The organism is Methylobacterium sp. J-068 (genome assembly GCF_022829445.1).
Taxonomy (GTDB): domain Bacteria; phylum Pseudomonadota; class Alphaproteobacteria; order Rhizobiales; family Beijerinckiaceae; genus Methylobacterium.
This window is the reverse complement of sequence record NZ_JAKSXY010000092.1, coordinates 57,460-82,351: the sequence shown is the minus strand read 5'-3', so window position 1 is coordinate 82,351 and position 24,892 is coordinate 57,460. Positions and strand designations below refer to the sequence as shown.

The 24,892-nt window shown below is 69.9% G+C and carries 17 protein-coding genes and 5 pseudogenes; 16 read left to right on the top strand and 6 right to left on the bottom strand.

Going from position 1 to position 24,892, the window contains the following annotated elements:
* Positions 1-288 precede the first annotated feature (288 nt).
* Positions 289-465 carry a hypothetical protein gene (locus MKK54_RS15050; protein ID WP_244012002.1) on the top strand — a complete coding sequence of 59 codons (177 nt, stop codon included), beginning with the start codon at positions 289-291 and terminating at the stop codon, positions 463-465.
* Between the two features lie 208 nt (positions 466-673).
* Here the strand turns inward: MKK54_RS15050 and MKK54_RS15045 are convergent, their stop codons facing one another.
* The gene (locus MKK54_RS15045; protein ID WP_244012001.1) at positions 674-832 is read right to left on the bottom strand and encodes a DUF3606 domain-containing protein; all 159 of its coding nucleotides are present in this window, start codon (positions 830-832) and stop codon (positions 674-676) included.
* A gap of 740 nt (positions 833-1,572) precedes the next feature.
* Between MKK54_RS15045 and MKK54_RS15040 the strand changes: the two genes are divergently transcribed.
* The 12 genes and pseudogenes from MKK54_RS15040 to MKK54_RS24775 form a co-directional block, all read left to right on the top strand.
* Positions 1,573-3,498: a methyl-accepting chemotaxis protein gene (locus MKK54_RS15040; protein ID WP_244012000.1), complete on the top strand. Its 1,926-nt coding sequence runs from the start codon at positions 1,573-1,575 to the stop codon at positions 3,496-3,498.
* A complete protein-coding gene (locus MKK54_RS15035) occupies positions 3,491-4,969 on the top strand; it encodes a chemotaxis protein CheW (RefSeq protein ID WP_244011999.1) in 1,479 nt (492 codons plus the stop codon). Before MKK54_RS15040 ends, MKK54_RS15035 begins: the two co-directional genes overlap by 8 nt.
* Positions 4,966-6,072, top strand: coding sequence for a chemotaxis-specific protein-glutamate methyltransferase CheB (gene cheB, locus MKK54_RS15030; RefSeq protein WP_244011998.1), 1,107 nt, complete (start codon positions 4,966-4,968; stop codon positions 6,070-6,072). The genes MKK54_RS15035 and cheB overlap by 4 nt, the downstream gene beginning before the upstream one ends.
* Positions 6,072-6,614: a HEAT repeat domain-containing protein gene (locus MKK54_RS15025; protein WP_244011997.1), complete on the top strand. Its 543-nt coding sequence runs from the start codon at positions 6,072-6,074 to the stop codon at positions 6,612-6,614. Before cheB ends, MKK54_RS15025 begins: the two co-directional genes overlap by 1 nt.
* 4 nt (positions 6,615-6,618) lie before the next feature.
* Positions 6,619-7,482: a CheR family methyltransferase gene (locus MKK54_RS15020; RefSeq protein ID WP_244011996.1), complete on the top strand. Its 864-nt coding sequence runs from the start codon at positions 6,619-6,621 to the stop codon at positions 7,480-7,482.
* The gene (locus MKK54_RS15015) at positions 7,475-7,873 is read left to right on the top strand and encodes a response regulator (RefSeq protein WP_244011995.1); all 399 of its coding nucleotides are present in this window, start codon (positions 7,475-7,477) and stop codon (positions 7,871-7,873) included. The genes MKK54_RS15020 and MKK54_RS15015 overlap by 8 nt, the downstream gene beginning before the upstream one ends.
* Positions 7,870-10,146, top strand: a complete 2,277-nt coding sequence (locus MKK54_RS15010) for a chemotaxis protein CheA (protein ID WP_244011994.1) — start codon at positions 7,870-7,872, stop codon at positions 10,144-10,146. Before MKK54_RS15015 ends, MKK54_RS15010 begins: the two co-directional genes overlap by 4 nt.
* Positions 10,143-10,406: a hypothetical protein gene (locus tag MKK54_RS15005; RefSeq protein ID WP_244011993.1), complete on the top strand. Its 264-nt coding sequence runs from the start codon at positions 10,143-10,145 to the stop codon at positions 10,404-10,406. Before MKK54_RS15010 ends, MKK54_RS15005 begins: the two co-directional genes overlap by 4 nt.
* A gap of 88 nt (positions 10,407-10,494) precedes the next feature.
* Positions 10,495-10,878: a response regulator gene (locus MKK54_RS15000; protein ID WP_244011992.1), complete on the top strand. Its 384-nt coding sequence runs from the start codon at positions 10,495-10,497 to the stop codon at positions 10,876-10,878.
* Complete coding sequence (locus tag MKK54_RS14995; protein WP_244011991.1) at positions 10,875-11,516, top strand: chemotaxis protein CheX; 642 nt, start codon at positions 10,875-10,877, stop codon at positions 11,514-11,516. Before MKK54_RS15000 ends, MKK54_RS14995 begins: the two co-directional genes overlap by 4 nt.
* A 41-nt stretch (positions 11,517-11,557) precedes the next feature.
* Positions 11,558-12,358: pseudogene (locus MKK54_RS24780) on the top strand (PAS domain-containing protein); the annotation flags it as partial.
* A gap of 366 nt (positions 12,359-12,724) precedes the next feature.
* Positions 12,725-13,933, top strand: a pseudogene (locus tag MKK54_RS24775) (ATP-binding protein); the annotation flags it as partial.
* Between the two features lie 323 nt (positions 13,934-14,256).
* Here MKK54_RS24775 and MKK54_RS14980 read toward each other — a convergent pair.
* Positions 14,257-16,311, bottom strand: a complete 2,055-nt coding sequence (locus MKK54_RS14980; RefSeq protein WP_244011990.1) for an ATP-binding protein — start codon at positions 16,309-16,311, stop codon at positions 14,257-14,259.
* Positions 16,312-17,074: 763 nt separating this feature from the next.
* Between MKK54_RS14980 and MKK54_RS14975 the strand changes: the two are divergent.
* A pseudogene (locus tag MKK54_RS14975) lies at positions 17,075-17,469 on the top strand (response regulator); the annotation flags it as partial.
* Positions 17,469-18,068, top strand: coding sequence for a GAF domain-containing protein (locus MKK54_RS14970; RefSeq protein WP_244011989.1), 600 nt, complete (start codon positions 17,469-17,471; stop codon positions 18,066-18,068). The pseudogene MKK54_RS14975 and the gene MKK54_RS14970, both read left to right, overlap by 1 nt.
* Positions 18,069-18,205: 137 nt before the next feature.
* Here the strand turns inward: MKK54_RS14970 and MKK54_RS14965 are convergent, their stop codons facing one another.
* The 4 genes and pseudogenes from MKK54_RS14965 to MKK54_RS14950 form a co-directional block, all read right to left on the bottom strand.
* On the bottom strand, positions 18,206-20,578 hold the full coding sequence (locus tag MKK54_RS14965; protein ID WP_244011988.1) for a PAS domain-containing protein: 2,373 nt from the start codon (positions 20,576-20,578) through the stop codon (positions 18,206-18,208).
* A gap of 144 nt (positions 20,579-20,722) precedes the next feature.
* A complete protein-coding gene (locus MKK54_RS14960) occupies positions 20,723-23,032 on the bottom strand; it encodes a PAS domain S-box protein (RefSeq protein ID WP_244011987.1) in 2,310 nt (769 codons plus the stop codon).
* A gap of 398 nt (positions 23,033-23,430) precedes the next feature.
* Positions 23,431-23,907, bottom strand: a pseudogene (locus MKK54_RS14955) (GAF domain-containing protein); the annotation flags it as partial.
* A pseudogene (locus MKK54_RS14950) lies at positions 23,904-24,691 on the bottom strand (Crp/Fnr family transcriptional regulator). The pseudogenes MKK54_RS14950 and MKK54_RS14955, both read right to left, overlap by 4 nt.
* Between MKK54_RS14950 and MKK54_RS24770 the strand changes: the two are divergent.
* The gene (locus MKK54_RS24770; RefSeq protein WP_409564191.1) at positions 24,578-24,823 is read left to right on the top strand and encodes a hypothetical protein; all 246 of its coding nucleotides are present in this window, start codon (positions 24,578-24,580) and stop codon (positions 24,821-24,823) included. The pseudogene MKK54_RS14950 and the gene MKK54_RS24770 overlap by 114 nt on opposite strands.
* Positions 24,824-24,892 lie beyond the last annotated feature (69 nt).

The window sequence follows — 24,892 nt, the reverse complement described above, 5'->3', positions numbered from 1 at the left end:
ATTTCCATTGGCGACGGCGGGTCAGGCTCCGAGACGTCAGACAGCTTAAGCCTCGCACGCTTGCATTCGTGCCAGTCGCCCCACGTTCGCCGGGACGAGCCGGAAACTCAAGGCGGTCTCGCAAGCTAACCCCGTCAACGCGGAGCCTCCCATGGGCATCGCAGTCGGCGTCGTCGTCCTGCCGACCAGACCGTCGTCGCCCATGCCCAGACGCCGGAGGGAACGGCCGCCATCGGCCCGTGGGAGGTCGACGCGGTCTCGAAGGGTCAGAGGTTCGAGCGGTGCGCGATGACCCGCACCACCGACGACGGGATCGACGTGCAGTTCACCCCCAACGCATCCGGGCTCGACCGGACCATGAGCTCGCCGAAGCGGAAGCTCGGGTTCGTCAAGGGCTACCCGGTCGAGTTGGCTGCCGGCTCGTCGGTGCCGCAGGCCGAGGTCGCCGCCGCGGACAACACGTAGCCTGCCGGCCATGGACGAGGGGTTCGTGAAGGCGCTGAGGATGGATGAAGCGCTCGACGTTAAGGATGAGGGAGCGACCATCAGGATGGCGCTGGACGAGAGCGCGTCCGGCCTGGACTGATCGGAGGCGTGCTACGCCAAGGACGGATACACCACCGAGACCAACCCGTTCGTCGCCCCCAGCCGCGAGCCATGAGCGGGCCCAGCCTCAGCGCCGGAGGTGGCCGCGCAACGTGCTGACGCGGCTGCCCACGAGGCGCACGGCCTTGCGGAGTTGCTCCTCGCTGACCCCGAACAGCCTGGCGTAGGACTCGCGGCTGGACCGGTCGTGGATGTCGAGGTGCGTGCGTTCGGTCTCGGTGGCCATCGGTGTTCGCTCCCTGACACGCCTCCCGAAGGAGTGACGTCGACTGTAGGAACAACGCGACCGCACCCTGCGTGTTGCGCCCCTAGTAGATGCGCTCCACAGCTCATGCATGGTTTCGTCCGGCAATCCGACGGATGGAAGCGTGCCGCCTTCATGCTCGCCGAAATCAGGATCGGCGCCAACGACATGGCGGGATGTGGCGACCGTGTCGCGTCTCCTGAGGATGATCCGGCTCCGGCGAACTCCTTTCCGTCTCGGCCCTCGAATCCACCCGATCCGGCGCCCCGGGCATACCCAATGCAACCGAGGGCGCCTTGCACCCATTCTGCCATATTCATCACATCGAACATTTCGCCGGCAGCGCCCGCCGGATGATCCGCGTTCGCCAAGGCCGAAGCCATGATGGCTGCGCCTGCAGGGCCATGTCTCGGTCGAGCGCGTCGAGCGAGCCGTGCCGCCGCTATCGCGGGCGTACGTCTCGCCGACGGAGAGGCACGCTACCGAACCCGGTCGAAGGCCGTGCATGCCTCCGCCCTGACGGCAGGGCCGGTACCATGCGGGCGTCGGCGGTGGCCACGCGGCATCCGGGCGCAAAGTGCGGATGACGCACGTGCCCACCCGTGGCCGAGGACTTGTCCTTGACCCGCTCCCGTCCCGGCTTACAAGCCGAACTCCATCTCCGAACCATCCTCCACCTTAGCTCCCCGCGGGAAGGACGGTCGAACGCGGGCGAGACCTCGATGTCGTTGGTGAAGAGGACGCGGCTCGCGCCGCAGGAGGCCCCCGCCGAGGCCGTCTCGTCGGTCCCGGTCGCAGCGCCGGCCGCCACCGCCGGGCGTTCCCGCGAGCGGTCGCGGGCGCGGCGGCAGAAGGCGGCGGAACGGCTCGCGGCGGCCACCGAGGAACTCGCCGCGGGGGTGACCGAGGCGTCGTCCGCCGCGGAGGAGCTGCGCCGCTCGATGGAACAGATCGCGGCCGGGGCCGAGGAGGCCGCCGGGGCGGCGCAGGAATCCCTTGGGGCCATCGGCGGCATCGTCGGGCGCCTTGCCGAGGCCCGGGCGCGTGCGGACGCCTCACGGCAGTCCACCGCCGCATTCCAGACGCTCCTGGCGGAGACCGGCGTCCAGATCGTCTCCTCCGTCGCCGCGGTTCAGGCGAACTCGGAACGGCAGTCGGCAACCGTCTCGCTGATCGAGCAACTCGACCGGGGGGCCGCGAGCATCGGCGAGATCACCGGCACGGTCGAACACATCTCCGACCAGACCAACCTGTTGGCGCTGAACGCCGCCATCGAGGCGGCCCGTGCCGGCGACCACGGTCGCGGCTTCGCCGTCGTCGCCGACGAGGTGCGGGCGCTTGCCGAGACGTCCGAGGCGAGCGCCGCCGAGGTCCGGACGCTGTCCGAGGCGATCCGCACCGAGGTCCGGGGCGTCGGCGAGATCATCCGCGCCGCAGCCCTGGCGGCGTCGACGGAGGCGGAGGCGGGCGGACGCGTCACCGTCAGGCTGGAGACCGCGCGCTCGGAGTTGGGGTCCGTGTCGGAGGGGGCGCAGGCCATCCTCGCGGCCGCGGTCGAGGCCGAGACCGCCGTCCGCGAGGCGCAGCGCGGCGCCGAGCAGATCGCCTCCGCCGCCGAGGAACAGGCCGCAGCCGCGGGGGAGGCCCAGCAGGCCGTCGCCCAGCAGGTCCAGTCGCTGGACCAGGCGCAAACGACGGCGCAGTCCCTCGCCGGCTTGGCCGACGATCTGACGGGAAGCGGATCTGTTCAGGCCCGCGTCGAGGAGGTCGCTTCGGCCGCGGAGGAGCTGTCCGCGACGGTGCAGGAACTCTCCGGCGCGGCCGGCGAGATCCTCGCCGCCATCGACCAGATCAGCCGCGGGACCGCCGTCCAGAGCGCCGCGGCCCAACAGTCGAGCGCCGCGATGGTGCAGGTCGAGCGCAGCGCCGCCGTGTTCGGCACGAACGCCACCACCGCCCGCGAGAGCGTCGCCGGGATCGGCGCCACCCTGGGCGAGGTACGCTCCGCGGTAGGATCCCTCGCGGACGGTGTGGAACGGTCGCTCGACGAGACCCGGGCATGCCTCGCGCGCATCGGCGAGCTGGAGGGCAGCAGCCGCCGCATCGACAAGATCGTCGGCTCCATCGCCCTGGTGGCGGTGCAGGTAAACATGCTCGCGGTCAGCGGGTCCATCGAGGCGGCCCGTGCCGGAGAGGGCGGACGCGGTTTCGCCGTGGTGTCGAACGACATCCGCGCGCTGGCCCGCGACGCCGCCGAGAACGCCGAGCGCATCCGCGACACGGTGCGGGACATTCAGGACGGGGTGGCCGCCGTCCGCCGGGCCCTGGAACAGGTCGTCGCCGCGTCGGAGACGGAGGTCCAGCGCAATCGCGGCCTCGTCGCCACACTCGTCGGCGTCGGGGACGACGTCGCGAAGTTGGAGGCCGGCAACGCCGACGTGCTGTCCGGCGCGGGTGCCATCGTCATCGCGGCCCGGGAGGGGCTGAAGGGGGCGCAGCAGATCGCCGCCGCCGCGGAGGAGGCCGACCGTGCCTCGGCGGAGGCCGCCACCGCGGCGCGGCAGCAGTCGCGCGGGGCCGAGGACCTCGCGGCGAGCATTGAGGAGATCGCGTCGCTGGCCGACGAGCTGCAGGCCGTCGATGCCTGAGGCGGCCGGCACGGGCGACGCACGCTACCTCGTCTTCACGCTGGGGCCGGACGACTTCGCCCTCGACCTGGGCGTCGTGCGCGAACTCATCCGGCCGCCCCGGCTGACGCGCGTGCCCGGCGCCCCCGCCGCATTGGCCGGCTTGGCCAACCTCCGCGGCCTGGCGCTTCCGGTGCTCGACCTGCGCCGCGTCTTGCGGCCCGACGCGGAGCCCACCGCCGAGCCGACCCGCGTCGTGGTGGCGGAGGCGGGCGAGCCAGTCGGCCTCATGATCGACCGCGTCCTAGCGTTCTCCGGCGGCGCCGGGGCCAGCGGAGGGGACGACCAGCCGGGAAGCCGGCGCATCGCCACGTCCGTCGGGTCGGGGCGAGCCCGGCTCGTCGACCTCGCCGCCCTGGTCGCCGAGGCATTCCCCGAACGCAAGGCCCGTCCTGCAGCATCCTTCGCCGGGCTTCGGACGACCCGGGATGGCGACCGCGGCGGTGCGGAGCGCATCGCCCTGGTCTCGTTCAACGCCGCCGGCCGGTCCTACGCCCTTCCGCTCGAACGGGTCGCGGAGGTGCTCGCGCTGCCGTCTGACATCGTTCCCGTACCCCGTGCCGGCGAGGCCGCGCTCGGCGTCGTGGCGCGCCGCGGCGGCGTACTGCCGTTGCTGGCGCTGCCGACGCTGCTGGGCCATGTCGCACCCCGGCCGGGTCCGGACGCGCGCATCGTGGTCGCGCGGATCGGTGGGAGCGAGGTCGGGCTGGTCGTCGACGCCCTGGGGCCGATCCTGCGGCTCGCACCGGATGCGGTCGACCCCGTGCCGGCGGCCTTGGGCCGGGGACGCGCGACAGCCGTCGAAGCCATCTGCCGCGTCGACGGCGATGGGACGCTCGTCTCCGTCCTCTCGACCGACCGTCTCCTAGAGGGAACCACCGTGACCGCCACGCCGCCGCGATCCGCCGACGCCACCCAGTCGGACGGCGCGGCCGGGGTGCGAACAGAGCAGTTCGTCGTGTTCGACGTCGCGGGCGAGAGCTACGGCGTTCCGGTGGCATCGGTGCGCGAGGTGCTGCGGGTCCCCGCGACGATGACGCGCCTGCCCCGTTCGCCGGACCTGGTCGCCGGCGCCATCGACGTGCGCGGGACCGTCCTGGCCGTCGTCGACCAGCGCCGGCGCTTCGGCTTGCCCCCGGGCGAGGACGGGCCCAGGCGACGCATCGTCGTCCTGGAAGCGGCGGGCAACGTCGCCGGCCTGCTCGTCGACGGGGTCTCCCGCATGCTGCGGCTCGAAGATACGGCCATCCGGCCGACGCCGGGCCTTTCCGACGAGGCCGGGAACGCGGTCGCCCGCGTCGCGACGCTCGACGGCGGCGGCCTGCTGCCCATCGTGGACGCGCAGGCCCTCCTCGCCGGGACGGAGCGCAGCGTGCGGGCGGCGACGAAGGCCCTCGCCCACCGGGCGCCGGGGTCGGACGCCCCGGCATGATCCGGCTGCTGGTCGTCGACGACTCCGCTCTGATGCGCAAGCTCCTGGGCGGGGTGTTCGCGGCGGAAGGGGACTTCGAGGTCGCCTTCGCGCGGGACGGCGACGAGGCTCTGGCCGAGCACGCCCGCTTCCGGCCGGACGTGATCACCCTCGACGTCAACATGCCGGGCCTCGACGGCCTCGGCTGCCTCGACCGCATCATGCTCGACCGCCCGACGCCGGTGGTGATGGTGTCGTCTCTGACCGCGGACGGCGCCGAGGTCACCCTGGATGCCCTGGGCCGCGGGGCGGTGGACTTCGTCGCCAAGCCCGGGGGCGCCGTCTCGCTGGAGATGGACCGCCTCGGGCCGCTGATCGTGCAGAAGGTGCGGGCGGCCGCCCGTGCCCGCCTGCGCCCGACGCTGCGCCTCGCCGAGCGCATCCGCGCCCGGACCGGCGGGACGGACGGTCCCCTGCCTCGGTCCGCACGGCGCCCCGCACGGACGGCATCGCCCGAACCGTCGACCGTCCAGCCGCCCATGCCAGGCTCGGTCGGGGGCATCGTGCTGGTCGGCACGTCCACGGGCGGGCCTCCCGCCCTCGACGCGCTGCTCTCCGGCCTGCCGGCGGACTTCCCGTGGCCGGTCGTGGTCGCCCAGCACATGCCGGGCAGCTTCACCGGCCCCCTGGCCCGGCGTCTCGACGGCCTGTGCGCCCTGCGGGTGCAGGAGGCGTCGCGCCCGATGCCGCTTGCCCCCGGCAACGTCTACGTCGGCAAGGGGGATGCCGACGTGACCCTCGCGCGCCGCCCGTCCGGCCTCGTCGTGCAACCGGTGCCGGCAAGGGCGGAATATCCCTGGCATCCGAGCGTCGACCGCCTGGTGGCCAGCGCGCTCGACCTCGTCGAGCCGGGGCGCCTCGTCGGCGTCCTGATGACGGGCATGGGACGGGACGGGGCTGAGACGATGGCTGCGCTGCGGCTGCGCGGCGGCCGCACCATCGCCGAGAGCGAGGAGACGGCGGTGGTCTGGGGCATGCCGGGCGAGTTGGTCCGGGCGGGCGGCGCCAGCGTGATCGCCCCGCTCGAAGACATCGCCGACGCCCTCCTGAGGATGGTGCCCTGATGCCGCTCGTCCGCCGCGATCCACCCGGACTGCCGAAGGCGGAAACCGCCACGCCGACCGTCCGGTCCGCGGAGGAGCTCGGCACGGCGCTGGGATCGGAGCGGGACCTGCGCCGCCGCGAGGCCCTCCTCGCGGCGCTCCTAGCCCTCGCCGACGCGTCCGCCGCGACCGCGCTCGCCCGTCACCTGCGGTCGGAGGATGCCGGGCTGCGCAACGCCTGCATCGAGACGCTGCAGGCCATGCCCGCCGCGGCCCTCCCGGTCCTTCCCGGCCTGCTTTCCGATCCGGACCCGGACGTGCGGCTGCTCGCGACCGAGGTCGCGCGCGCCCAGCCGACCGAGGTCGCGAGCGCGTTGCTCGCCCACCTGCTGGAGGGGGAGACCCACCCGAACGTCTGCGGCGCCGCGGTCGAGGTGCTTGCCGAGGCCGGTACGGCGGCGGCGCTGCCGGCGCTCCAGGCCGCCCGGGCCCGGTTCGCCTCCGAGGCGTTCCTGCCCATGGCCATCGACATGGTGCTCGCCCGCATCGGTTCGGGGCGCTGAACGCGTGTCCGATGCACCGTCACCGGTCACCGACGCCGACTTCGCGCGATTCTGCGAGTTCCTGTACCGCCGCACCGGCATCCTGTTCACGCCGGCGAAGCGCTACTTCGTGGACCGGCGCCTGGGCGAGCGCATGCAGGCCACCGGGTCGCGGTCGTTCGCGGTCTATCTCGCGAGGCTTCGGTCCGACGCGGACGGCGAGGTCGAGCGGCTGATCAACGCCTTCACCATCAACGAGACCTATTTCTACCGCGAGGACCACCAGCTCCGTTGCCTGACGTCGTCCCTGCTCCCGGAGACGGTGGCCCGGAAGGCCCCCGGCTCGACGGTGCGGATCTGGTCGATGCCCTGCTCGACCGGCGAGGAACCGTACTCGGTGGCGATGTGGCTCCTGGAGAACTGGCCGGAGGTCGACCGCTATGACGTCGAGATCGTCGGCTCGGACATCGACACGCGGGCGCTCACGGCGGCCGAGGAGGGACTGTACGGCGAGCGCGCCCTGATGCGGCTCAGGCCGGACCTCGTCGCCCGCTACTTCGTCCGGGAGGAGACCCGCCTCGGCCCGGGATGGCGCATCCTCGGCGATCTGCGGGGTTCCGTGCGCTTCACGCCCTGCAACCTGACGGACGCAACGGACATGGCCGCGCACGGCCGGTTCGACGTCGTGTTCTGCCGGAACGTGCTGATCTACTTCGACGACGCATCCCGGCGCATCGCGGCGGACCACATCTACGACGCCCTGGTCCCGGGCGGCTTCGTCTGCCTCGGCCACACCGAGAGCATGAGCCGGATTTCACCGTTGTTCAGAGTCTGCCGCTACGATGACGCCATCGTCTATCGAAGGCCGCGGGAGGGGGAGCATGTCTGAGGCCGGAATCGGCGGTCCCCCGCATGTCCTCCTCGTCGAGGACGCGAGCCTCGTGCGGCTGTACTATCGCGGCGCCCTGGAACGGGCAGGCTTCGTCGTGGACGAGGCGCTGAACGGCATCGAAGGCCTGGAGCGCGTCCTGACCGCAACCTACGACCTGCTGGTCGTCGACGTGAACATGCCGAAGATGGACGGCCTCAGCTTCCTGCGGGCCCTGCGCGGGCGGGAACCCGGGGTCCGCGCGATCCCGGCCCTGATGACCAGCACCGAGGCCGGCGACGGGGACCGCGCGACCGCGCGGGCGGCCGGCGCCAACTTCTACCTCGTGAAGCCGGTGCCCGAGGGGGTACTGGTGGCGCATGCCCTGGCGCTCGCGGGACGGCAACCGTGAACGATCTGCTCGAACAGTTCCTCGTCGAGACGCGGGAGCTCGTCCAGTCTGCGACGGAGGACCTGCTGGCCCTGGAAGGCAGGCCCGGCGACGCGGAGGCCGTGAACCGGGTGTTCCGGGCCTTCCACACGCTGAAGGGATCCGTCGGGCTTTTCGACTACCCGCCATGGTTCGCGCTCCTGCACGCGGCCGAGGACGGCCTCTCCGCGGCTCGGGCCGGCACCCTCGCGGTCGACGCGCCCCTGATCGACCTGTCGCTGGAGGCGCTCGACGCCACCGCGCGCTGGTCCGACGCCGTCGAGGCGACGGGACGGTTGCCCGACGCGGCGGCCGGCGAGGCGGCGGCGCTGGCCGAACGGTACCGGTCGCTCCTGTCGCCCGGCCCGAAATCCACGACGGAAGCGACGGGGGCCGTTCCCGACTGGGCGGCCCGCCTGGTCGCTTCCATGGCGGATGCGCCCCTGGGCCCGTCGACGGCGGTCCGCTACCGGCCGCGCGGCGACTGCTTCTTCTCCGGGGACGACCCCCTCGGCTTCGTCCGGAAGGTGCCGGGCCTGCTGGCCGTGTCGGTCGAGCCGGCCATGCCCTGGCCGCCGCACGGGGAGTTCGACGCCTACGCCTGCAACCTCGACATCACCCTCCTCGCCGGCACACCGCGCCCGGAGGTCGAGGCGACCTTCCGCCTGGTTTCCGACCAGGTTTCGGTCGTCGACGTTCCCGCTCCCTCGGCCGGCTCGACGGAACCCACCCCCTCATCCACTTTGGACCCGGTCGTGGCGGCCATCCTCGGGGAACAGCTCCTGGCGATGGCCGCCCCGGGCGACACGGAGACAGCCGCAGGCCGCCTCGAAGCCTGCACGCGGTCGGCGGCGAACGCCCTGCGGTCGATTGGTCACGAGGCCGATGCCGAACGCTGCCTCAAGGGGGCGGACCTCGGAGCTGACATCCTCGGGCAAGCCATCGAGGCGGCGCTGGCCGGAGGGACCTTGACCGGTCCGGGAAGCGGGATGGAAGCGTCCGGCGCCGACGGCTCCCCGGCTGGCGTGCACGGCGGGGATACGGCACGCACGCTCCGGGTCGACGCCACCCGGGTCGACGCGCTGGTCGGCCGGGTCGGCGAGCTCGTCGTGGCCCGCAACGCGCTGGGCTCCCTCGCGGCGCGTGCCGAGGCGGGCGAGGACCTCGCCACGCTGGCCCGGGCGATCCGCGAGGCGGACGCCGTCATCGGCCGTCTCGCGACCTCGCTGCATCGCGATGCGGTATCCCTACGGCTCATGCCCCTGTCCGAGGTGTTCCGGCGCTTCGCCCGACCCGTCCGCGAGGCCGCCCGCGGCCTTGGCAAGGAGGTGGCCATCGACTTCGAGGGGCAAGGCACGGAGGCGGACAAGGGCATCGTCGAGAACCTGTTCGAGCCGCTGCTGCACGTCGTGCGCAACGCCGTCGACCACGGGCTTGAGGACGCCGGAACCCGCCTTCGCTCCGGGAAGCCCGCGGCCGGCCGCATCAGGATCGCGGCCGGACAGGACGGCGACGGCATCGTCGTGTCGGTCGCGGACGACGGTCGCGGGATCGATCCGGACTTCATCCGCAAACGGGCCGTCGAGCGTGGCCTGCGCTCGCGGGACGCCGTGTTGGCGATGGACGACGCCGCCGTCACCGACCTGATCTTCGCGCCCGGCTTCTCGACGGCCGGCAGCGTCGGCGCCCTCTCAGGCCGTGGGGTCGGCATGGACGCGGTCAGGGCCGCCGCCGGGCGCATGGGCGGTCGGGTCTCGGTCGAGAGCCGCACGGGCGAGGGTACGACCGTCGCCCTGCATCTCCCGCGGACGGTTGCTCTGGCCCGCGTGCTCGTGGTCGGGGTCGGCACGGAATCCTACGGGATCGCGATGGACGCCGTGGCCGAGGTCGTCCGGGTCCCGAGGTCGGCCATCCACGCCGTCGCCGGGGGCGCCGCGACCGTCCTGAGGGGCCGGACCCTTCCGGTGTTGCGGCTCGCCGACCTGCTGGACCATCGAGACGGTGCCGGCATCGGGATGGAGGCACTCCTCCTCGTCGTCCACGCGGACGGTGAGACCGTCGCGCTGGAGATCGACCGCCTGGACGACCGGTTGGACGCCGTGGTGCGCGCCCCGGCCGGCCTCGTCGGAACCGTGCCCGGGGTGGGCGGCACGACCACCCTCGGCGACGGAACCGTCCTGCTCGTCGTCGATCCCGCCGCGCTGCTGACGGACCCGGCATGGGTCGGGCAGGACACCTCCGGGGATGGAAGATGACGGTGACGCTCCGGGCGGAAGACGGGACGATCCGCCTGGAGGGCAACTGTCCGGTCGAGGACGCGGATACGCTCGCCTCGCTCATCCTGGAGGATGCGGGCCGGGCGGTGGACTGGACCGCCTGCACGAGGATGCACACCGCGGTCTACCAGGTGCTGCTGCGACTGCGACCCGTCGTCCGCGGGGCCTGCGGAGACTCCTTCGTCGGCCGGTGGCTGCCCCCGCCCGGCCCGGAAAAACGCGGCGCGACGCAAACTTAGCGCTATGCCCCGGCGAGGTCCCGACGCATAAATGCCGCCATCGCCACGCATCCGCCCCCAACGCGCGCAACCTCACCAGCATCGCCCCATGACGACAACCGCACTCATCGTCGACGACAGCAAGCTCGCACGCCTCGTCGCCGCCAAGCTCCTGCGCCAGGTCAAGCCGGACTGGGAGGTCGCGGAGGCCGCGAACGCCGATGCGGCGATGGTCGTGGTCGGTGGGCGTCAAGTCGACGTGGCGCTGCTCGACTTCAACATGCCCGGCAGGGACGGTCTTGAACTCGCCGCCGAACTGCGTGACTTGAGCCCCGGGATGCCTATCGCCGTGGTCTCGGCCAACATCCAGGACGAGATCATCGCGCGGGCCCGCAACGTGGGCGCGACGTTCCTGCCGAAGCCGCTCACCGAGGAGGCGCTCTCCGGCTTCCTGTCCGGCGCCGCGCTCCGGTTGCGCCGGGCCGCGTCGTGACGGCGGCCACGGTCGACCTTACGGAACTGCAGCGCGACGCCTTCACCGAACTGGTGAACATCGGCGTCAGCAAGGCGGCCGCGAGTCTGCGCGGGATGATCGGCGTCCAGGTGCTCCTATCGGTGCCGTCGGTCGAGATCGTCTCTCAGAGGCAGGCCGCGCGCATGATCGGGGAGCGCGAGGCGTCCGAGCTCGTCGTGGTGCACCAGGACTTCACCGGCGCCTTCGCCGGCCGCGCCCTGCTGATCTTTCCCCAGGAGAACGGTCGCGAGCTCGTCCGGGCGGTCGCCGGGGAGGAGCTCTCCCCGGAGGAGGTCTCCGAGATGGAGGAGGAGGCCCTGACGGAGACGGGCAACGTCATCCTAAACGGCTGCCTCGCCACGATGGCGAACCTGCTGCAGCGGACGCTGACCATGTCGCTGCCGGAGGTCATGCGGGGAGACGGACAGCGCATCTTCCGGCCGACGGGCGACGTGGGCGGCGACGCGCTCGTCCTGTTCCTCTACATCAACTTCTCCGTGCGCGAGCGGGACATCCGCGGCTACATCGCCATGCTGATGGACCTGCCGTCCCTTGAAAGCCTGAAGGTGTTGATCGACGACTTCGTCGAGCGCGCCATCGGCGAGACGGAAGCGTGACGGCCATTTCTCCCGAACACCTGGCCCGGGCGACGGCCGAGATGCGTGGCCGCGCCGCCCCCTTCATCGCGGCCCTTGAGGTCAATCGCCAGCCGATGGTGGTGACCGACCCGCGCCTTCCCGACAATCCCATCGTGTTCGCGAACCGCGCATTCCTGGAACTGACGGGCTATGCGGCCGGCGAGATACTGGGACGCAACTGCCGTTTCCTGCAGGGACCGGACACGGACCCTGCCGCCGTCGCCCTCGTCCGGGACGCATTGGCCGAACGGAAGGAACTCAAGGTCCAGCTGCTCAACTACCGCAAGGACGGCGCACCGTTCTGGAACGAGCTCTACCTCAGCCCTGTCTTCGACGGTGCGGGCGAGCTGGTGAACTACTTCGCCTCCCAATTCGACGTCACGTCCACCCGTCGGGGAGAGGCCGCCCAGGAGCGTTTGCCCGCCATCGAACGTCGCCTCGCCGACGCCCAGCGCCAACTGAGGATCACCCTCACGTCCGCAGGCGTCGCAGGCACCTGGGACTGGGACATCCCGGGCGGGCGCCTCCACGTCGACGACCGTTTCGCCCTGCTGAACGGGATCGGAAACCGGGCCGGCCCGGACGGCGTCGAGACGAAGGCCTTCTTCACCCGCATCCATCCCCAGGACCGGACGCGGGTACGCCTGGCTGTGACCGGCATCCTCAACGGCGCGGAGGTGTTCGACAGGGAGTACCGCCTGCAGGCTCCGGACGGTGCCGTCCATTGGGTCCATGCCCAGGGACGCTGCGCCTACGACGGCGGCGGCAACCCGATGCGCTTCACCGGCGCGCTGGTGGACGTCACCGAGCAGAAGCGGGTCGAGGAGCGGCTGCGCATCGCCCAGACCGCCGGCCGGATCGGCACGTTCGAATACGTCCCGGGTTTCGCGACCGTCGAGGTCTCCCCCCAGTTCTGCGCCCTGCTCGGCGTCGTCCCGGCCGCGACGCTGGCCGTCAGCTCGGTCAACGCCCTGCTGGTCGAGGGCGGTCCGCTGCTCGATTCGGCCTTCCGGCAGGCCGGCGAGTTGCCCTATGCCGAGATGCGCGTCCCCGTCGGGGACACGGGGGAGACGCGTTGGCTCGCTCGGCGCGGCGAGGCGGTCAGGGACGACGAAGCCGCCGAGCTGCGCCATGTCGGCGTGATCTACGACGTGACGGCGACCAAGGCGTCCGAGGTGGCCCTCCGCGGGATGAACGACACGCTGGAGGCCCGTGTCCAGGAAGCCATCGCCGAGCGGGAGCAGGCCGAGGAGCAGTTGCGCCAGTCGCAGAAGATGGAGGCGGTCGGGCAATTGACCGGGGGCATCGCGCACGACTTCAACAACCTGCTGACCGGCATCGTCGGATCGCTGGACCTGATGCAGACGCGCATCAACGAGGGCCGGACCGAGAACCTGAGCCGCTATTCGGGCCTGGCCATGGCCTCGGCCCAGCGGGCGGCGGCGCTGACCCACCGCCTCCTCGCCTTCTCGCGGCGGCAGCCCCTGGAGGCGAAGCCGGTCGACGTGAACCGGCTGGTCGGTTCGATGGACGACCTCCTTCGCCGCACTTTGGGCGAGCGCGTCCGCCTGGAGGTGGTCGTCGCCGGCGGCCTGTGGCTGACCCTGTGCGATCCCAACCAGCTGGAGAACGCGATCCTCAACCTCGCCATCAACGCGCGGGACGCGATGCCGGACGGTGGCAGGCTGACCATCGAGACGGCGAACAGCTTCCTCGACGACGCCTACGTCGCCCGGGAGATCGGCGTGCGAGCCGGGCAGTATGTCTGCGTCTGCGTCACGGACACAGGGACCGGCATGCCGCCGGACGTGGTCGCCAAGGCGTTCGATCCGTTCTTCACGACGAAACCCATCGGGCAGGGCACGGGGCTCGGCCTGTCCATGATCTACGGCTTCGCCAAGCAGTCCGAGGGCAACGTCAAGATCTATTCGGAGGCCGGCGAGGGCACCTCGATCAAGCTTTACCTCCCGCGCTACTACGGCGAGTTCGAGGAGAACGGCGCATCGCGGGGCGAGACGCCGCGCGCCGAGGAGGGCGAGACCGTCCTCGTGGTCGAGGACGACGACACGGTCCGGACCCTCGTCGTGGAGGTGCTGAGGGAACTCGGTTACGCGACGCGGGAGGCGCCGGATGGGCTTGCCGGCCTGCGCATGCTGCAATCGGACGTGCGGATCGACCTCCTCGTCACGGACGTCGGCCTGCCGGGCCTTAACGGGCGCCAACTCGCCGACCAGGCCCGGGCTACACGACCTGACCTCAAGGTCCTTTTCATGACCGGGTACGCCGAGAACGCCGCCTTCGGGGCGGGCCATCTCGACCCCGGCATGCAGATGATCACCAAGCCCTTCCCGGTCGAGGGTCTCGCAACCAAGATCCGCTCGATCATCGAGACCTGACGTCCATCGTGGCTGGGGACCAGTCCGGTCATCGAATGGCGACCCGTCCCGCAGGCGATGGTCAGCCCACGTTGGTCACCCTATCCTTCAATTGCGTTCGATGACCCGCGCAGGGAACCTTTTCCTCGAAATTGCGCAGGCCGGTGTCCGGCCGCGGATACGGGAGTCGAGGGCGGCCTAAGAGGCGAAGACCGCGATGACGACGGACGCGCGGCGGGCGGACCCATTGGGGCCATCCTTTGGGTGACGGCGGACCGCGCGTCGGGCCAGGCTTTCAGCCTCCGGCGAACCCGGCTTCGGGATGAGGCGTCAGGCGTCGGGCGTCAGGCGTCGAGAACCCTTTCCCCACGTCGGCCCCTCTTGGCGTTGTGCAGTGTCCGGGAGAGCTGCGCCACCGAGTAAGGCTTCTGCAGCAGATCGAATCCGTGCGTGCCCTCGCGTGCCAGGACGTGGCTGTATCCGGAGGTCAGAACCACCTGCAGGCCGGGATACCGACGCCGGATCTCCTCGGCGAGGTCGATCCCGCTCATGCCGGGCATCACCACGTCCGTGAACACCACGTCGAAGCGGTCGGCGTCCCTGGCCAGCTCGGCCAGCGCCTCGTCGCCGTTGGCGGCGAGGATCGGCAGGTACCCCAGCTCGATCAGGGCCTGCACCGAGAAGCTGCCCACGTCCGCGTTGTCCTCGACGACCAGCACGCAGGTGTCGTGGCCCACCGTCAGCAGGTCCGGCCCGACGGGGATGGCCGCCTTGCGCCCCGCCTCGGCGACGCGCGGCAGGTAGAGCGTGAACGTCGTGCCCTCGCCGACGACGCTCGACACCATCACGTCGCCACCCGACTGCTTGGCGAACCCGAACACCTGGGAAAGGCCGAGGCCGGTGCCTTTGCCGACCTCCTTGGTGGTGAAGAACGGCTCGAAGATCTGGTCGAGCCTGTCCGGCGCGATGCCGCTGCCGGTGTCCCTGAGCGAGATGGCGACGTAGGGACCCTCGATGGCTTCGTGGGTGCGCATGGCGGGCATCGCGTCCGCCGCCCGTACGCCGATGTCGATCCGGCCGTCCCCGTCCATCGCGTCGCGGGCGTTGACCGCCATGTTGACCAGGGCGGTGTCGAACTGGCTCGGGTCGGCGTTGATGAACAGACGGTGCTCGGGAAGGTCGATCCCCAGCTTGATCCGGGTCCCGGTCAGCGTCCCCATCATCTCGGTGATCGCGCGGACACCGTCGCAGGCGGCGAACACCTCGGGCTGAAGGGTCTGGCGGCGGGCGAAGGCGAGCAACTGGCTGGTCAGCCGGGCGGCGCGGTCCACCGTGTCGGAGATGGCCGCGACGTAGCGGGTACGTCGTTCCAGCGGAAGATCGGGCCGCTTGAGCAGGTCGGAGGACGACTTGATGACCGTGAGCAGGTTGTTGAAATCGTGCGCGACGCTCCCCGTGAGCTGGCCGATGGCCTCCAGCTTCTGCGACTGGCGCAGCGCCTCCTCGGTCCGCAGCAGGCTTTGCGCCTGCTCGGTCTCGACCGTGACATCGCGTCCGTAGCAGTAGATCAGGTCGTCCTCGGGCGTCGTGACCCAGGCGATCCAGCGGAACGTCCCGTCCCTGTGCCGGTACCGGTTCCGGTGCGAAGGCAGGGGTTCCCGCAGGGCCTGCGCGAGCGCCTCCCGCGATGCCTGGTGGCCGTCCGCGTGGGTGAACGCGAAAAGGTCGCGACCGACCATCTCCTCGGGCGTCCACCCCAGCAGACGCGTCGCGGACGGGCTGACGGTCCGGAACACCCCCGACGCGTCGATGACGAGTTGCAGGTCCTGGGCGTTGCGCCAGACCCGGTCGAGATCGGCGCTGCTCCGGGCGACCTGTTGCCCGAGCGATGCGTTCAGCCCGGTCAGGGCTGCTTCCGTCCGCGACTGGGTCTCGCCCTTGCGCCGGAGGTCGAGCAGGGTCGTCACCTGACGGGCCAGGGCAGTCAAACTTTCCCGTTGCCCCTCGGTCAGCCCGGCCGGGCGGGACTTCAAGTCGATCACGCACAGGCTGCCGATGGTCACGCCCTCGGGGGTACGAAGCGGCGCACCGGCGTAGAACCGGATGAATGGCTCGCCGGTCACCAACGGGTTGGCCTCGGTACGGGGATCGAGCGTCAGGTCCGGGATGACGAGGATGTCAGGCTCGGCGAGGACGAACTTGCAGACGGAGCTAGCGAGGTCGGTCTCGCAGCGCGGGAAGCCGACGCGGGCCTTGAACCACTGCCGGTCGCCGGCGACGAGGCTGACCAGGGCCACCGGTGCGTCGCAGATCCCCGAGGCCAATAGCGTCAGGTCCTCTAACCCCTGTTCGGCCGGCGTGTCGAGGATGCCGTACGCGGCGAGCGCTGCGAGCCTCACGCCATCGTCCGCCACGAATGGCCGAGCCTCAGGCGCCGGCTTACACATGTTTGTTGGCCGTCGATGCCGGGATCTCGCCGACGTCGTCTCGACAAGTCTCATCCTGCTTTCCGGGCAGGCGTGTGGCGGTGGGTATCATGTCGCCTCCGTCGCCTCGACGGTCCACACACTCAAAGGTGGGGCGGGTCGACGGGACGGGACGTAACTGCTTGGCGGGCATGGCTGGATCGTCTCACGCCCGGATCGGGTATCTCCCTATAGCACCACTGCATCATGGCCCTATAGCGAATGATGTGTCTGACCGACCGTCCCGTCACGAATGACCGAGGAACCATTCGGCAATCGAGGCGGCCTGGATGCCGCCGCCATCGCCTCCCGAACCTGCGTCGAACTGACGAATGCCATCCAGGAAACGTTGCGGTGGCATGGACACATAGCCGCTTGGCCAATGCGGTTCGCATGACCTCGAAGGTGCAACCCAGGAATGGACGCCTGAGGCTGCCCCCGGTGGGAGCACCGGGGTCGATCACTCACAAAGTTCGCTTTACTCTAGGTTGGGATTGCGCGGAACTTTGGGGGTCTAAAGCGGAACATTGGATCGGCTATCAACAGAAATGGGCCAGTACCGCCAGCAGCAGCAGGGCGATGATGTTGATGATCTTGATCGCCGGGTTCGCAGCGGGATCAAAAAACCTGTCCGACGCCACTTCGCTGTTATCCTGCAATTGCCTCGCTCTTTCTCTGTAACGATATGAGCCTTTCAGGTGGCGGTCAGCGCGTGCTGGTGGTCGAGGACAACATCGAGGTCGGCCAGTTCTGCACGCAGATCCTCGAAGATCTCGGCTACGCGCCCGAATGGGTCGCCAACGCCGAAGAGGCTCTTGCCAAGCTCGGGACGGACGGGAGCGGGTTCAACGTGGTGTTTTCAGACGCGGTGATGCCGGGGATGGGCGGCGTTGCCCTGGCCAAGATCCTCCGCCAGCAGATGCCTGCCCTGCCGGTGGTTCTGGCGTCGGGCTACAGCCATGTACTGGCTCGTGAGACCGACCACGGCTTCACCCTGCTGCATAGCCTTACTCGGCCGAACAGCTTGTCCGTGTGTTGCAGAAGGTGGCGGTACAGGCGGCCCCCTCATCGGATCAGGTTGCGGCTTCGTAATGGGTCAGTTCATGCCGCCGCAAGCTGCGGCCGACGCCGACCGCCTGGCTGCGCTCGATGCCTACGGCATTCTCGGTACAGGCCCTGGGGCGGAGTTCGATGGGATCGTACTGCTGGCGCGCACGCTGTGCGCTGCTCCTACGGCGCTGATCAGCTTCGTGGCCGACGACTGCCAGTGGTTCAAGGCACGCTCAGGATTCGGGCCTACGCACACACCGTTGAGCCAGTCGGTCTGCGCACATGCGTTGCGCCAATCCAGCCTGCTGATCATTCCCGACATGACGGCGGACCCACGCACCAGCCGCAACACCCTTGTGACTGGCCAAGAGGGGTTGCGCTTCTATGCCGGGGCTCCGTTACGCACTTCGGATGGCTACGCCCTTGGCACGCTGTGCATTCTCGACACCGTTCCACGTCCGGACGGGCTAACGCAGGAACAAGCAGAGGGCCTACGCCTGCTGGCTCTACAGGTCATGGCGCTGCTGGAACTGCGGCGCGAGATGACTGCCGCCAAGGCCGAAGTGGTGAGTTTGCGCGAGAAGCTGGCGGGGTCGTTCCCGGCTTTTCTCTCATCACGGATCGCCGACAGAAATTCGTGATTTTCGAAGGGCCGTCCCGCAGCCGTATCGTCTGCTCGATCTCTGCACCGACTGCTTCGCCAAATGCCCGAGGACAGACGTTCCCAAGGGCCGCAACGGGTCGAGAGTGGACGGTATCAACTGTTAGATTCCGACCACTAGAGGCCCAAGGCGCTCTTACGCCGACGCCACATCGCGACCTTGCGCAGGATGCGTGATAGCTGCTCCACCGAGTAGGGCTTGTGCAGCAGCTCGAATCCGTAGGTGCCGTTCCTCGCCAGCACGTGGCTATAGCCGCTCGTCAGCACCACCGGCAGGTCGTGGTAAAGCCGCTTAATCTCATGCCCGAGGTCGATCCCGTCCATGCCCGGCATCACGACGTCGGAGAAGACCACGTCGAACCGGGCCGCGTCCCTGGCCAACTCGGCCAGTGCCTCGTCGGCGTTCGCAGCCCAGACGGTCACGTAGCCGAGTTCGGCCAGCGCCTGGGTCGCGAACCTACCCACGTCGACGTTGTCCTCGACCACGAGCACGCGGGTGCCGTGGCCGTCGACCAGGGGTTCGGGCTCGTCGTCCGGGATGTCCGAGGCGACGGGATCGGGCACGCGCGGGATGTAGAGCGTGAAGGTGGTCCCGTGGCCGGCCTCGCTCTCGACATGGACGTCCCCACCGGACTGCTTGGCGAAGCCGATGACCTGCGAAAGGCCGAGCCCGGTCCCGTGTCCGACACCCTTCGTGGTGAAGAAGGGCTCGAAGATCCGGTCCATATCCGCCTGGGCGATGCCAGCGCCGGTGTCGGTGATCGACACGGCGACGAACGTACCTGGCGCGGCGGGATGCACGCCGACCGCCGGGATGCCGGAAACCTCGGTCATCGCGATCACGAGCCGTCCCTCGCCGGCCATCGCGTCCCGGGCATTGACGACCACGTTGACGATGGCGGTATCGAACTGGCTCGGGTCGGCATCGACGAAGCAGGCATGGGCCGGGACGCGCACGTCGACATCGATGCGCGATCCCGTCAGCGTGCCGACCATGTCGCCGATGGACGACAGGCTGTGCCCGATCTCGAACACCTCCGGTCTGAGCGCCTGCCGGCGGGCGAAGGCCAGCAACTGGCCCGTCAGCTTCGCGGCTCGGTCTACCGTGTCCGAGATAGCGCCGACGTAGCGGAGACGCCGCTCCTCCTGCAGGTCCGGCCGCTTGAGCAGGTTGGTCGACGACTTGATAACGGTGAGGAGGTTGTTGAAATCGTGCGCGACGCCTCCGGTCAACTGACCGATGGCCTCCATCTTCTGGGCTTGGCGCAAGGCGTCCTCGGCGGCCTGTAGCGCATCGGCCTTGGCGCGTTCGTCGGTGAAGTCACGCCCGACGGCGTTGATGGCGTCCTCGTCCGGTCGGGTCGACCACGAGATCCATCGGTATTCCCCGTTCTTGTGTCGGTAGCGGTTGTCGAAACGGGTGAAGGCATGTCCATCGGAGGATGCGGATGCACCCTCCGCCGTATGCTTGAGGTCGTCGGGGTGGATGAACTCGAAGATGTTGCTCCCGACCAAATCCCCCTCGCCCCAGCCCAGGACCTCGGTCCACGCCGGATTGACCGCGATGATGACGCCATCGAACCCACACCGGAGCATGATGTCCGACGAGAGCTGCCAGAGGGCGTTGCGGTCCTTCGTCCTCTCCGCGACCCGACGCTCCAGGGTTTCGTTCATCTCGCGCAGGTGATGTTCGGCCTGCTTGCGGTCGGTCACGTCGAGGACGAAGACGTAGAAACCATCGACGGTCCCGTCATCCGCCCGGCGCGGCAGGTAGCGGATGTCGGCGATCCGCGGGCGCCCGTCACGATGCGGCCAATCCAGTTCGAGCCTGACCGGCTCACCAGCCAGCGCGGCTTCGAAGGCGGCGCGCCGTGCGGCGATGCAGGCCTCGTCCAGAAGGTCGTGGACACTCAGTCCGATCACCTCTTCGGGCGACCTGAAGAACCAATCCTCGTAGGCACGATTGGCGAACCGGTAGACGAGGTCTTGATCGATGAAGGCGATCAGCACCGGAAGCGTGTCGGTGATGAGCAGGAGTTCCCTCTCGCGCGCCCGCAGGGCACGTTCGGACAGGACCCGCTGCGTCGTCTCCGTCACGACGCAGAGGAAACCGCCGATATCCTCATCCTCGTCGAACACCGGCGAATACGAGAACGACCACCAGGTCTGCTCCCCGACGCCGTTCCGAGCCGTGATGAGTGGCAGGTCGTCATAGCGACTCGCGGTGCCAGCCAGCGCGAGTTCGACCATCGGCCGGACCTGCTCCCAGGCGTCGGGCCAGAGTTCGGGTAGCGAGGCGCCGAGCGCTTGGGAGAGCCTCGGTCCGAGGATCGGGCGGTAGGCGTCGTTGAAGAAGAACGTCAGGTCCGGGCCCCAGGCCAGGAACATGCTTTCGGGCGAAGCCAGGATCAGGTTGACGGTCACCTTCAGGGCGGTGGGCCAGCCCTGTGGAAGGCCCACCGGCGTGCGGGACCATTCATGGGCGCGCATGAGCGCACCCATCTCACCGCCGGCACGCGGAAATGGCTTCGTTCGTGACGTTGGTTCAACGAGCATGCGGCGGGGGTTCGGGGCTCCGGGGAAAGAAGGGCCGCAGCGACAACGGCAAGGTCGGCGAGGTGTTGCGGGACGATCTCAAAGCGCATCCTGGAAGTTGCGCAGTGGTGCCTGGACGACACATCGGACGCCGTCCGGCGGGTAGGTCAGCGAAACCTTCCCGTCGACCGCACCGACGAGGCCGCGCTCGATCAGGCGCGTCCCGAACCCCTTTCGCGATGGCGGGACGACGGGCACGCCGCCGCTCTCGCACCACGAGACGGCGAGCGTCCGTCCCGCTTCCTCGCCCGCCAGGGTCCAGACGATGTCGACATGGCCTTCCTCGGTCGAGAGCGCACCGTACTTGGCGGCGTTGGTCGCGAGCTCGTGGACCATCAGCGCGAGGGCGAGCGCGGCCTTGCCGCCGATTTCGACCTCGGGGCCGCGGTAGCGGACCCGGCCGGAACCGTCGTCCTGCAGGCCGACCGCCCCGCGGATGACGTGTTCCATTCCGGCATGCTCCGCGGCCCCTCCAAGCAGAAGGTCATGCGCCCGCCCGAGGGTAATCAGGCGGTCGGCCAGCACCTCCTTGGCGACCTCGATGTCGGTGGCTCCGCGCAACGTGTTCGAGGCGATGGCCTGAACCATCGCCAGGAGGTTCTTCATGCGATGGCTGAGCTCGGCGTTAAGCAGGTCGCGCTGCTCCTCGGCCCGCCTGCGCGCGTCGATGTCGGAGATGGCCGCGACCACCCCGGTGGCGGCCCCAGCCGCGTCACGCACCGGCGTGGCGACGATCTGGGTCCAGATGCGGCTGCCGTCCGGGCGTTCGAACTCGACCTCAAGCTCGGCGCGCTCCAGGCCCTCGCGGATCACGCGCGCGACCGGGAACTCGGTCGGGGCGACCGGGCGACCATCCGCATGACGGGCGACCCATTCGCTGTCGCTCTCGGCGCCGCCAGGCTCGATGGTCGGCCGGCCGATCACCCTCTCCATGAAGGCGTTGCCCCCGACCACACGGCCGGAGGGCGCCTCGGCGAACAGGATGCCCACCGGCACGGTCGCCAGGATCGAGCGCTGGCTCGCCTCGCTCGCCCGGAGCGCGTCCTCAATGCGCTTGCGCGCGGTGATGTCGTTGAACAGGACCGCGACCTGATGGGACCCGGGACCACCGAACGGATAGGCGTAGACCTCGAACCAGCGGTCCCCGAGGGCGTTCGCCACGTGCTCGAACCGCTCAGGTGCGCCGCCGCGGGCGATGCGGTCGTAGATCTCGAACCAGTGCTCCTCGTGGCCGTCGGCAAGGCTGCGCATCCACTTCCCAAGAACGCCCTTGAGCCCTGACTGTCGCTCGAAGGCGGGGTTCACCTCCAGGAAGCGATAGTCCAGCGGGCGTTCGGTCGCGTCGAGCTTGACCTCGATGACGCAGAAGCCCGCATCGATGCTGTCGTACAGGTCGCGGTAGCGTATCTCGCTGGCGAGCAGGGCCTCTTCGGCCTTCCGGCTCGCGCTGACGTCGCGGGATACGGCCAGGAGCTTGGCGACCGCACCGTCGCCGTCACGGATCGGCGTCAACTGCACGTCCCACCACTTCCGGGTGCCCTTCATCGTGCAGGCCGGCCCGGTGAAGCGCCCGACGCCACCCGACACGGCTGCGTCCAAGGCCGCCCGGGCCTCGGCCTTGTCTGCCTCATCCCAGAACCCGGTCCAATCCATCCCGGCGATGCCATCGAAGTCGTCGATCTCCATGACGCGCCGGCCGCCTTCGTTCATGGACTCGATGCGGCCGTCGAGGCCGAGCACCTTGATGCAGTCGGCCGAGGAATCGAGCACGCTGCGGAGGAAGCGCTCGCTTGCCTGCAGCCGGGCGGCGGCTTCGCGCTGCTCGGTGCGGTCGCGCAGGATCTTGAGGAAGCCGACGGCGGCGCCGGCCTCGTCGCGCAGCGCCATCATCTCCCCGTTGGCCCAGAAGCGGCTACCGTCCTTGCGCAGGTGCCAGCGCTCGTCGACGCCACGCCCGTGGTCTAGGGCGCCCTGCATCTCCTTGCCGGCGATGCCGTTCGCCCGGTCCTCCGGCGTGAAGAATACGTCGGCCGGCCGCTGGACCATCTCCGCCGGCGACCAGCCGAGGATGCGAGTGGCGCCCTCGTTCCAGTCGTCGACGCGCCCGTCGAGGCCCATCAAGATGATCGCGTAGTCGATGGCGCTGTTAAACACGGTCTTGTAGCGGTTGTCGGCGTCCTTCGCTCGGCTCCGGGCCTCGGCCTCACCGACCTTGTAGAGACCGGCGGCGACGGTGCCGGCGAACAGACCGACGACCTCGACGTCGCGCTGCGAGAAGGCCCCGGCCCGGCTGGACTGGACCTTGAGGACGCCGATGCGCTCTCCGTCCCGCGTGATCGGAACGACCACGCAAGACCGCAACGCAGGCGCTCGACGAGGTCGCGCTTGACTTCGGGGTCGTCGAGCACGTCCGACACCGCCCGTGCCCGTCCGGACAGAAGGCACGCACCCGCCAAGCTGCCGTGGAGCGGTAGGCGAAGGCCGGCATGGCGGAGTAGGTTTCCGGCCGCGTGCCGGTAGACGAGTTCGTCGCCCTCCAGCATCTCGACGACGACGCCCTCGGCCTGGGGCAGGGCCCGCAGGACGCCCCCGACGACCGCGTCGAGGACGTCGTCGTGCCGGCCGCCCGAACCCACGACGGCGGCCTGGGCGGCGAGCAGGGCCTCGTGCTGGGCCACGGTCGCACGCTGGATGGCGATCATGCCGTCGCGTTCGGCCAGCGACCGCCGGAGCTCCAGTTGGGCCATGACCTGGCGGGCCAGGGCCCGGAGGGACTCCGCTTGGTCCGTGGTCAGGCCATCGGGTCGCGGCTCGACGTCGATGACGCACAGGGAGCCGAGGCACCCGCCGATCGCCGCATCCAACGGCGCGCCGGCGTAGAAGCGCAGGAACGGGTCGCCTGTGACCAGCGGGTTATCCCTGGTGCGATGGTCCTCCCTCAGGTCGGGAATGACGAGGAGGTCGGGCTGCCCGAGGACATGCGCGCACACCGACTTATCGAGCGTGGTCTCGCACGTCTCGAACCCGACGCGGGCCTTGAACCACTGGCGGTCGCCGGCCACCAGGCTGACCAGGGCCACCGGCGTGCCGCAGGCTTTCCGGGCCAGTTGGACGATGTCGTCGAACCCCTTCTCGGGCGGGGTATCGAGGATGCCGTAGGCGTCGAGCGCCGCAAGTCTCGACGGTCGGGAAACCTCGAACGGGGTGGCCGTCGGGGCGGTCATCGGCCGGCCTCCCGGAGTTCCGGAAGGATTGCATCGGGCCGGGGCGGCGGTTCCGTTCCGGGCTCCGTCGCCTCAACGGCGACGATCTCGCCGTCGGGCGCGTAGATCGCCCCGAGGACGGTGCGGAAGTGCCCGCGCACACGGGCGTGGCAATCGCAGCAGGCGGCTTCCGTCCGTGCCCGGTCGAGCATGTAAATGCGGCCGCGTCCGACGTGGATCAGGCCCTGGTCCTGGAGCTTGGTCAACACCGTGGTGACGTAGGTGCGCCCGATGCCGAGCATCCCGGCGAGCACGACCTGGGTGACCGGCAGGGCGTCGGTACCGACCCGGTCCTGGAGGCCCAGGAGCCATCGCAGCACCCGTTGCTCGATGGGGTGGGCGGCGTTGCAGGCGACCGATTGCAGAACCTGCGCAAGGAGGCAGTCGGCGTAGCGCACGAACAAGTCGTTCAGGGTCGAGGAGGAGCGCTTGGCCTCGCGCAACCGGTCCGCATCCATGCGCAGGACCGCACCCTCGACCTGGACCACGCATTGGGTGAAGGCGGGCAGGTAGCCGTGGCTGACCACGCCGCCGACCGCCCCCTCGCGACCGACCGTGGCCGTCTCGGCGGTTCGGCCACCGCTTAGCGGCACCATCAGGGTGGCGACGGTCCGGTCAAGGGGAAAGGAACGTGCGAGACGTCCTCTCCGACGCGGAACAGCAGGTCTCCCCGGGCATGTTCCTGCCGGGCGAGATGCGGCGCGAGAAGGGCTACGTCGGGCGCCGCGAGCGCGGCAAGGAGCAGGTTTCCCTCGAACGGGTGACCAGGTTCGCTCGCCATGAAAATGAGGGTTTCCAGTCGACGGCCGCTCATCGACAAGGCGCATTCATGTCATGGGCAACGTTCGCACACAATCCTACAATTGACGGGTCATGACACGATCTCGGTATGCCTCGGATCGGGGATCCGTCCGTGGCCATGGCGGCATCCGGGCGAGGGACCTGG

What these genes read in the sequence shown, in the direction of transcription:
- MKK54_RS15050 (WP_244012002.1), top strand. Translation starts at nt 289, where the DNA reads ATGACCCGCACCACCGACGACGGGATCGACGTGCAGTTCACCCCCAAC.
- MKK54_RS15045 (WP_244012001.1), bottom strand. Translation starts at nt 832, where the DNA reads ATGGCCACCGAGACCGAACGCACGCACCTCGACATCCACGACCGGTCC.
- MKK54_RS15040 (WP_244012000.1), top strand. Translation starts at nt 1,573, where the DNA reads ATGTCGTTGGTGAAGAGGACGCGGCTCGCGCCGCAGGAGGCCCCCGCC.
- MKK54_RS15035 (WP_244011999.1), top strand. Translation starts at nt 3,491, where the DNA reads ATGCCTGAGGCGGCCGGCACGGGCGACGCACGCTACCTCGTCTTCACG.
- cheB (WP_244011998.1), top strand. Translation starts at nt 4,966, where the DNA reads ATGATCCGGCTGCTGGTCGTCGACGACTCCGCTCTGATGCGCAAGCTC.
- MKK54_RS15025 (WP_244011997.1), top strand. Translation starts at nt 6,072, where the DNA reads ATGCCGCTCGTCCGCCGCGATCCACCCGGACTGCCGAAGGCGGAAACC.
- MKK54_RS15015 (WP_244011995.1), top strand. Translation starts at nt 7,475, where the DNA reads ATGTCTGAGGCCGGAATCGGCGGTCCCCCGCATGTCCTCCTCGTCGAG.
- MKK54_RS15005 (WP_244011993.1), top strand. Translation starts at nt 10,143, where the DNA reads ATGACGGTGACGCTCCGGGCGGAAGACGGGACGATCCGCCTGGAGGGC.
- MKK54_RS15000 (WP_244011992.1), top strand. Translation starts at nt 10,495, where the DNA reads ATGACGACAACCGCACTCATCGTCGACGACAGCAAGCTCGCACGCCTC.
- MKK54_RS14970 (WP_244011989.1), top strand. Translation starts at nt 17,469, where the DNA reads ATGGGTCAGTTCATGCCGCCGCAAGCTGCGGCCGACGCCGACCGCCTG.
- MKK54_RS14965 (WP_244011988.1), bottom strand. Translation starts at nt 20,578, where the DNA reads ATGCGCGCCCATGAATGGTCCCGCACGCCGGTGGGCCTTCCACAGGGC.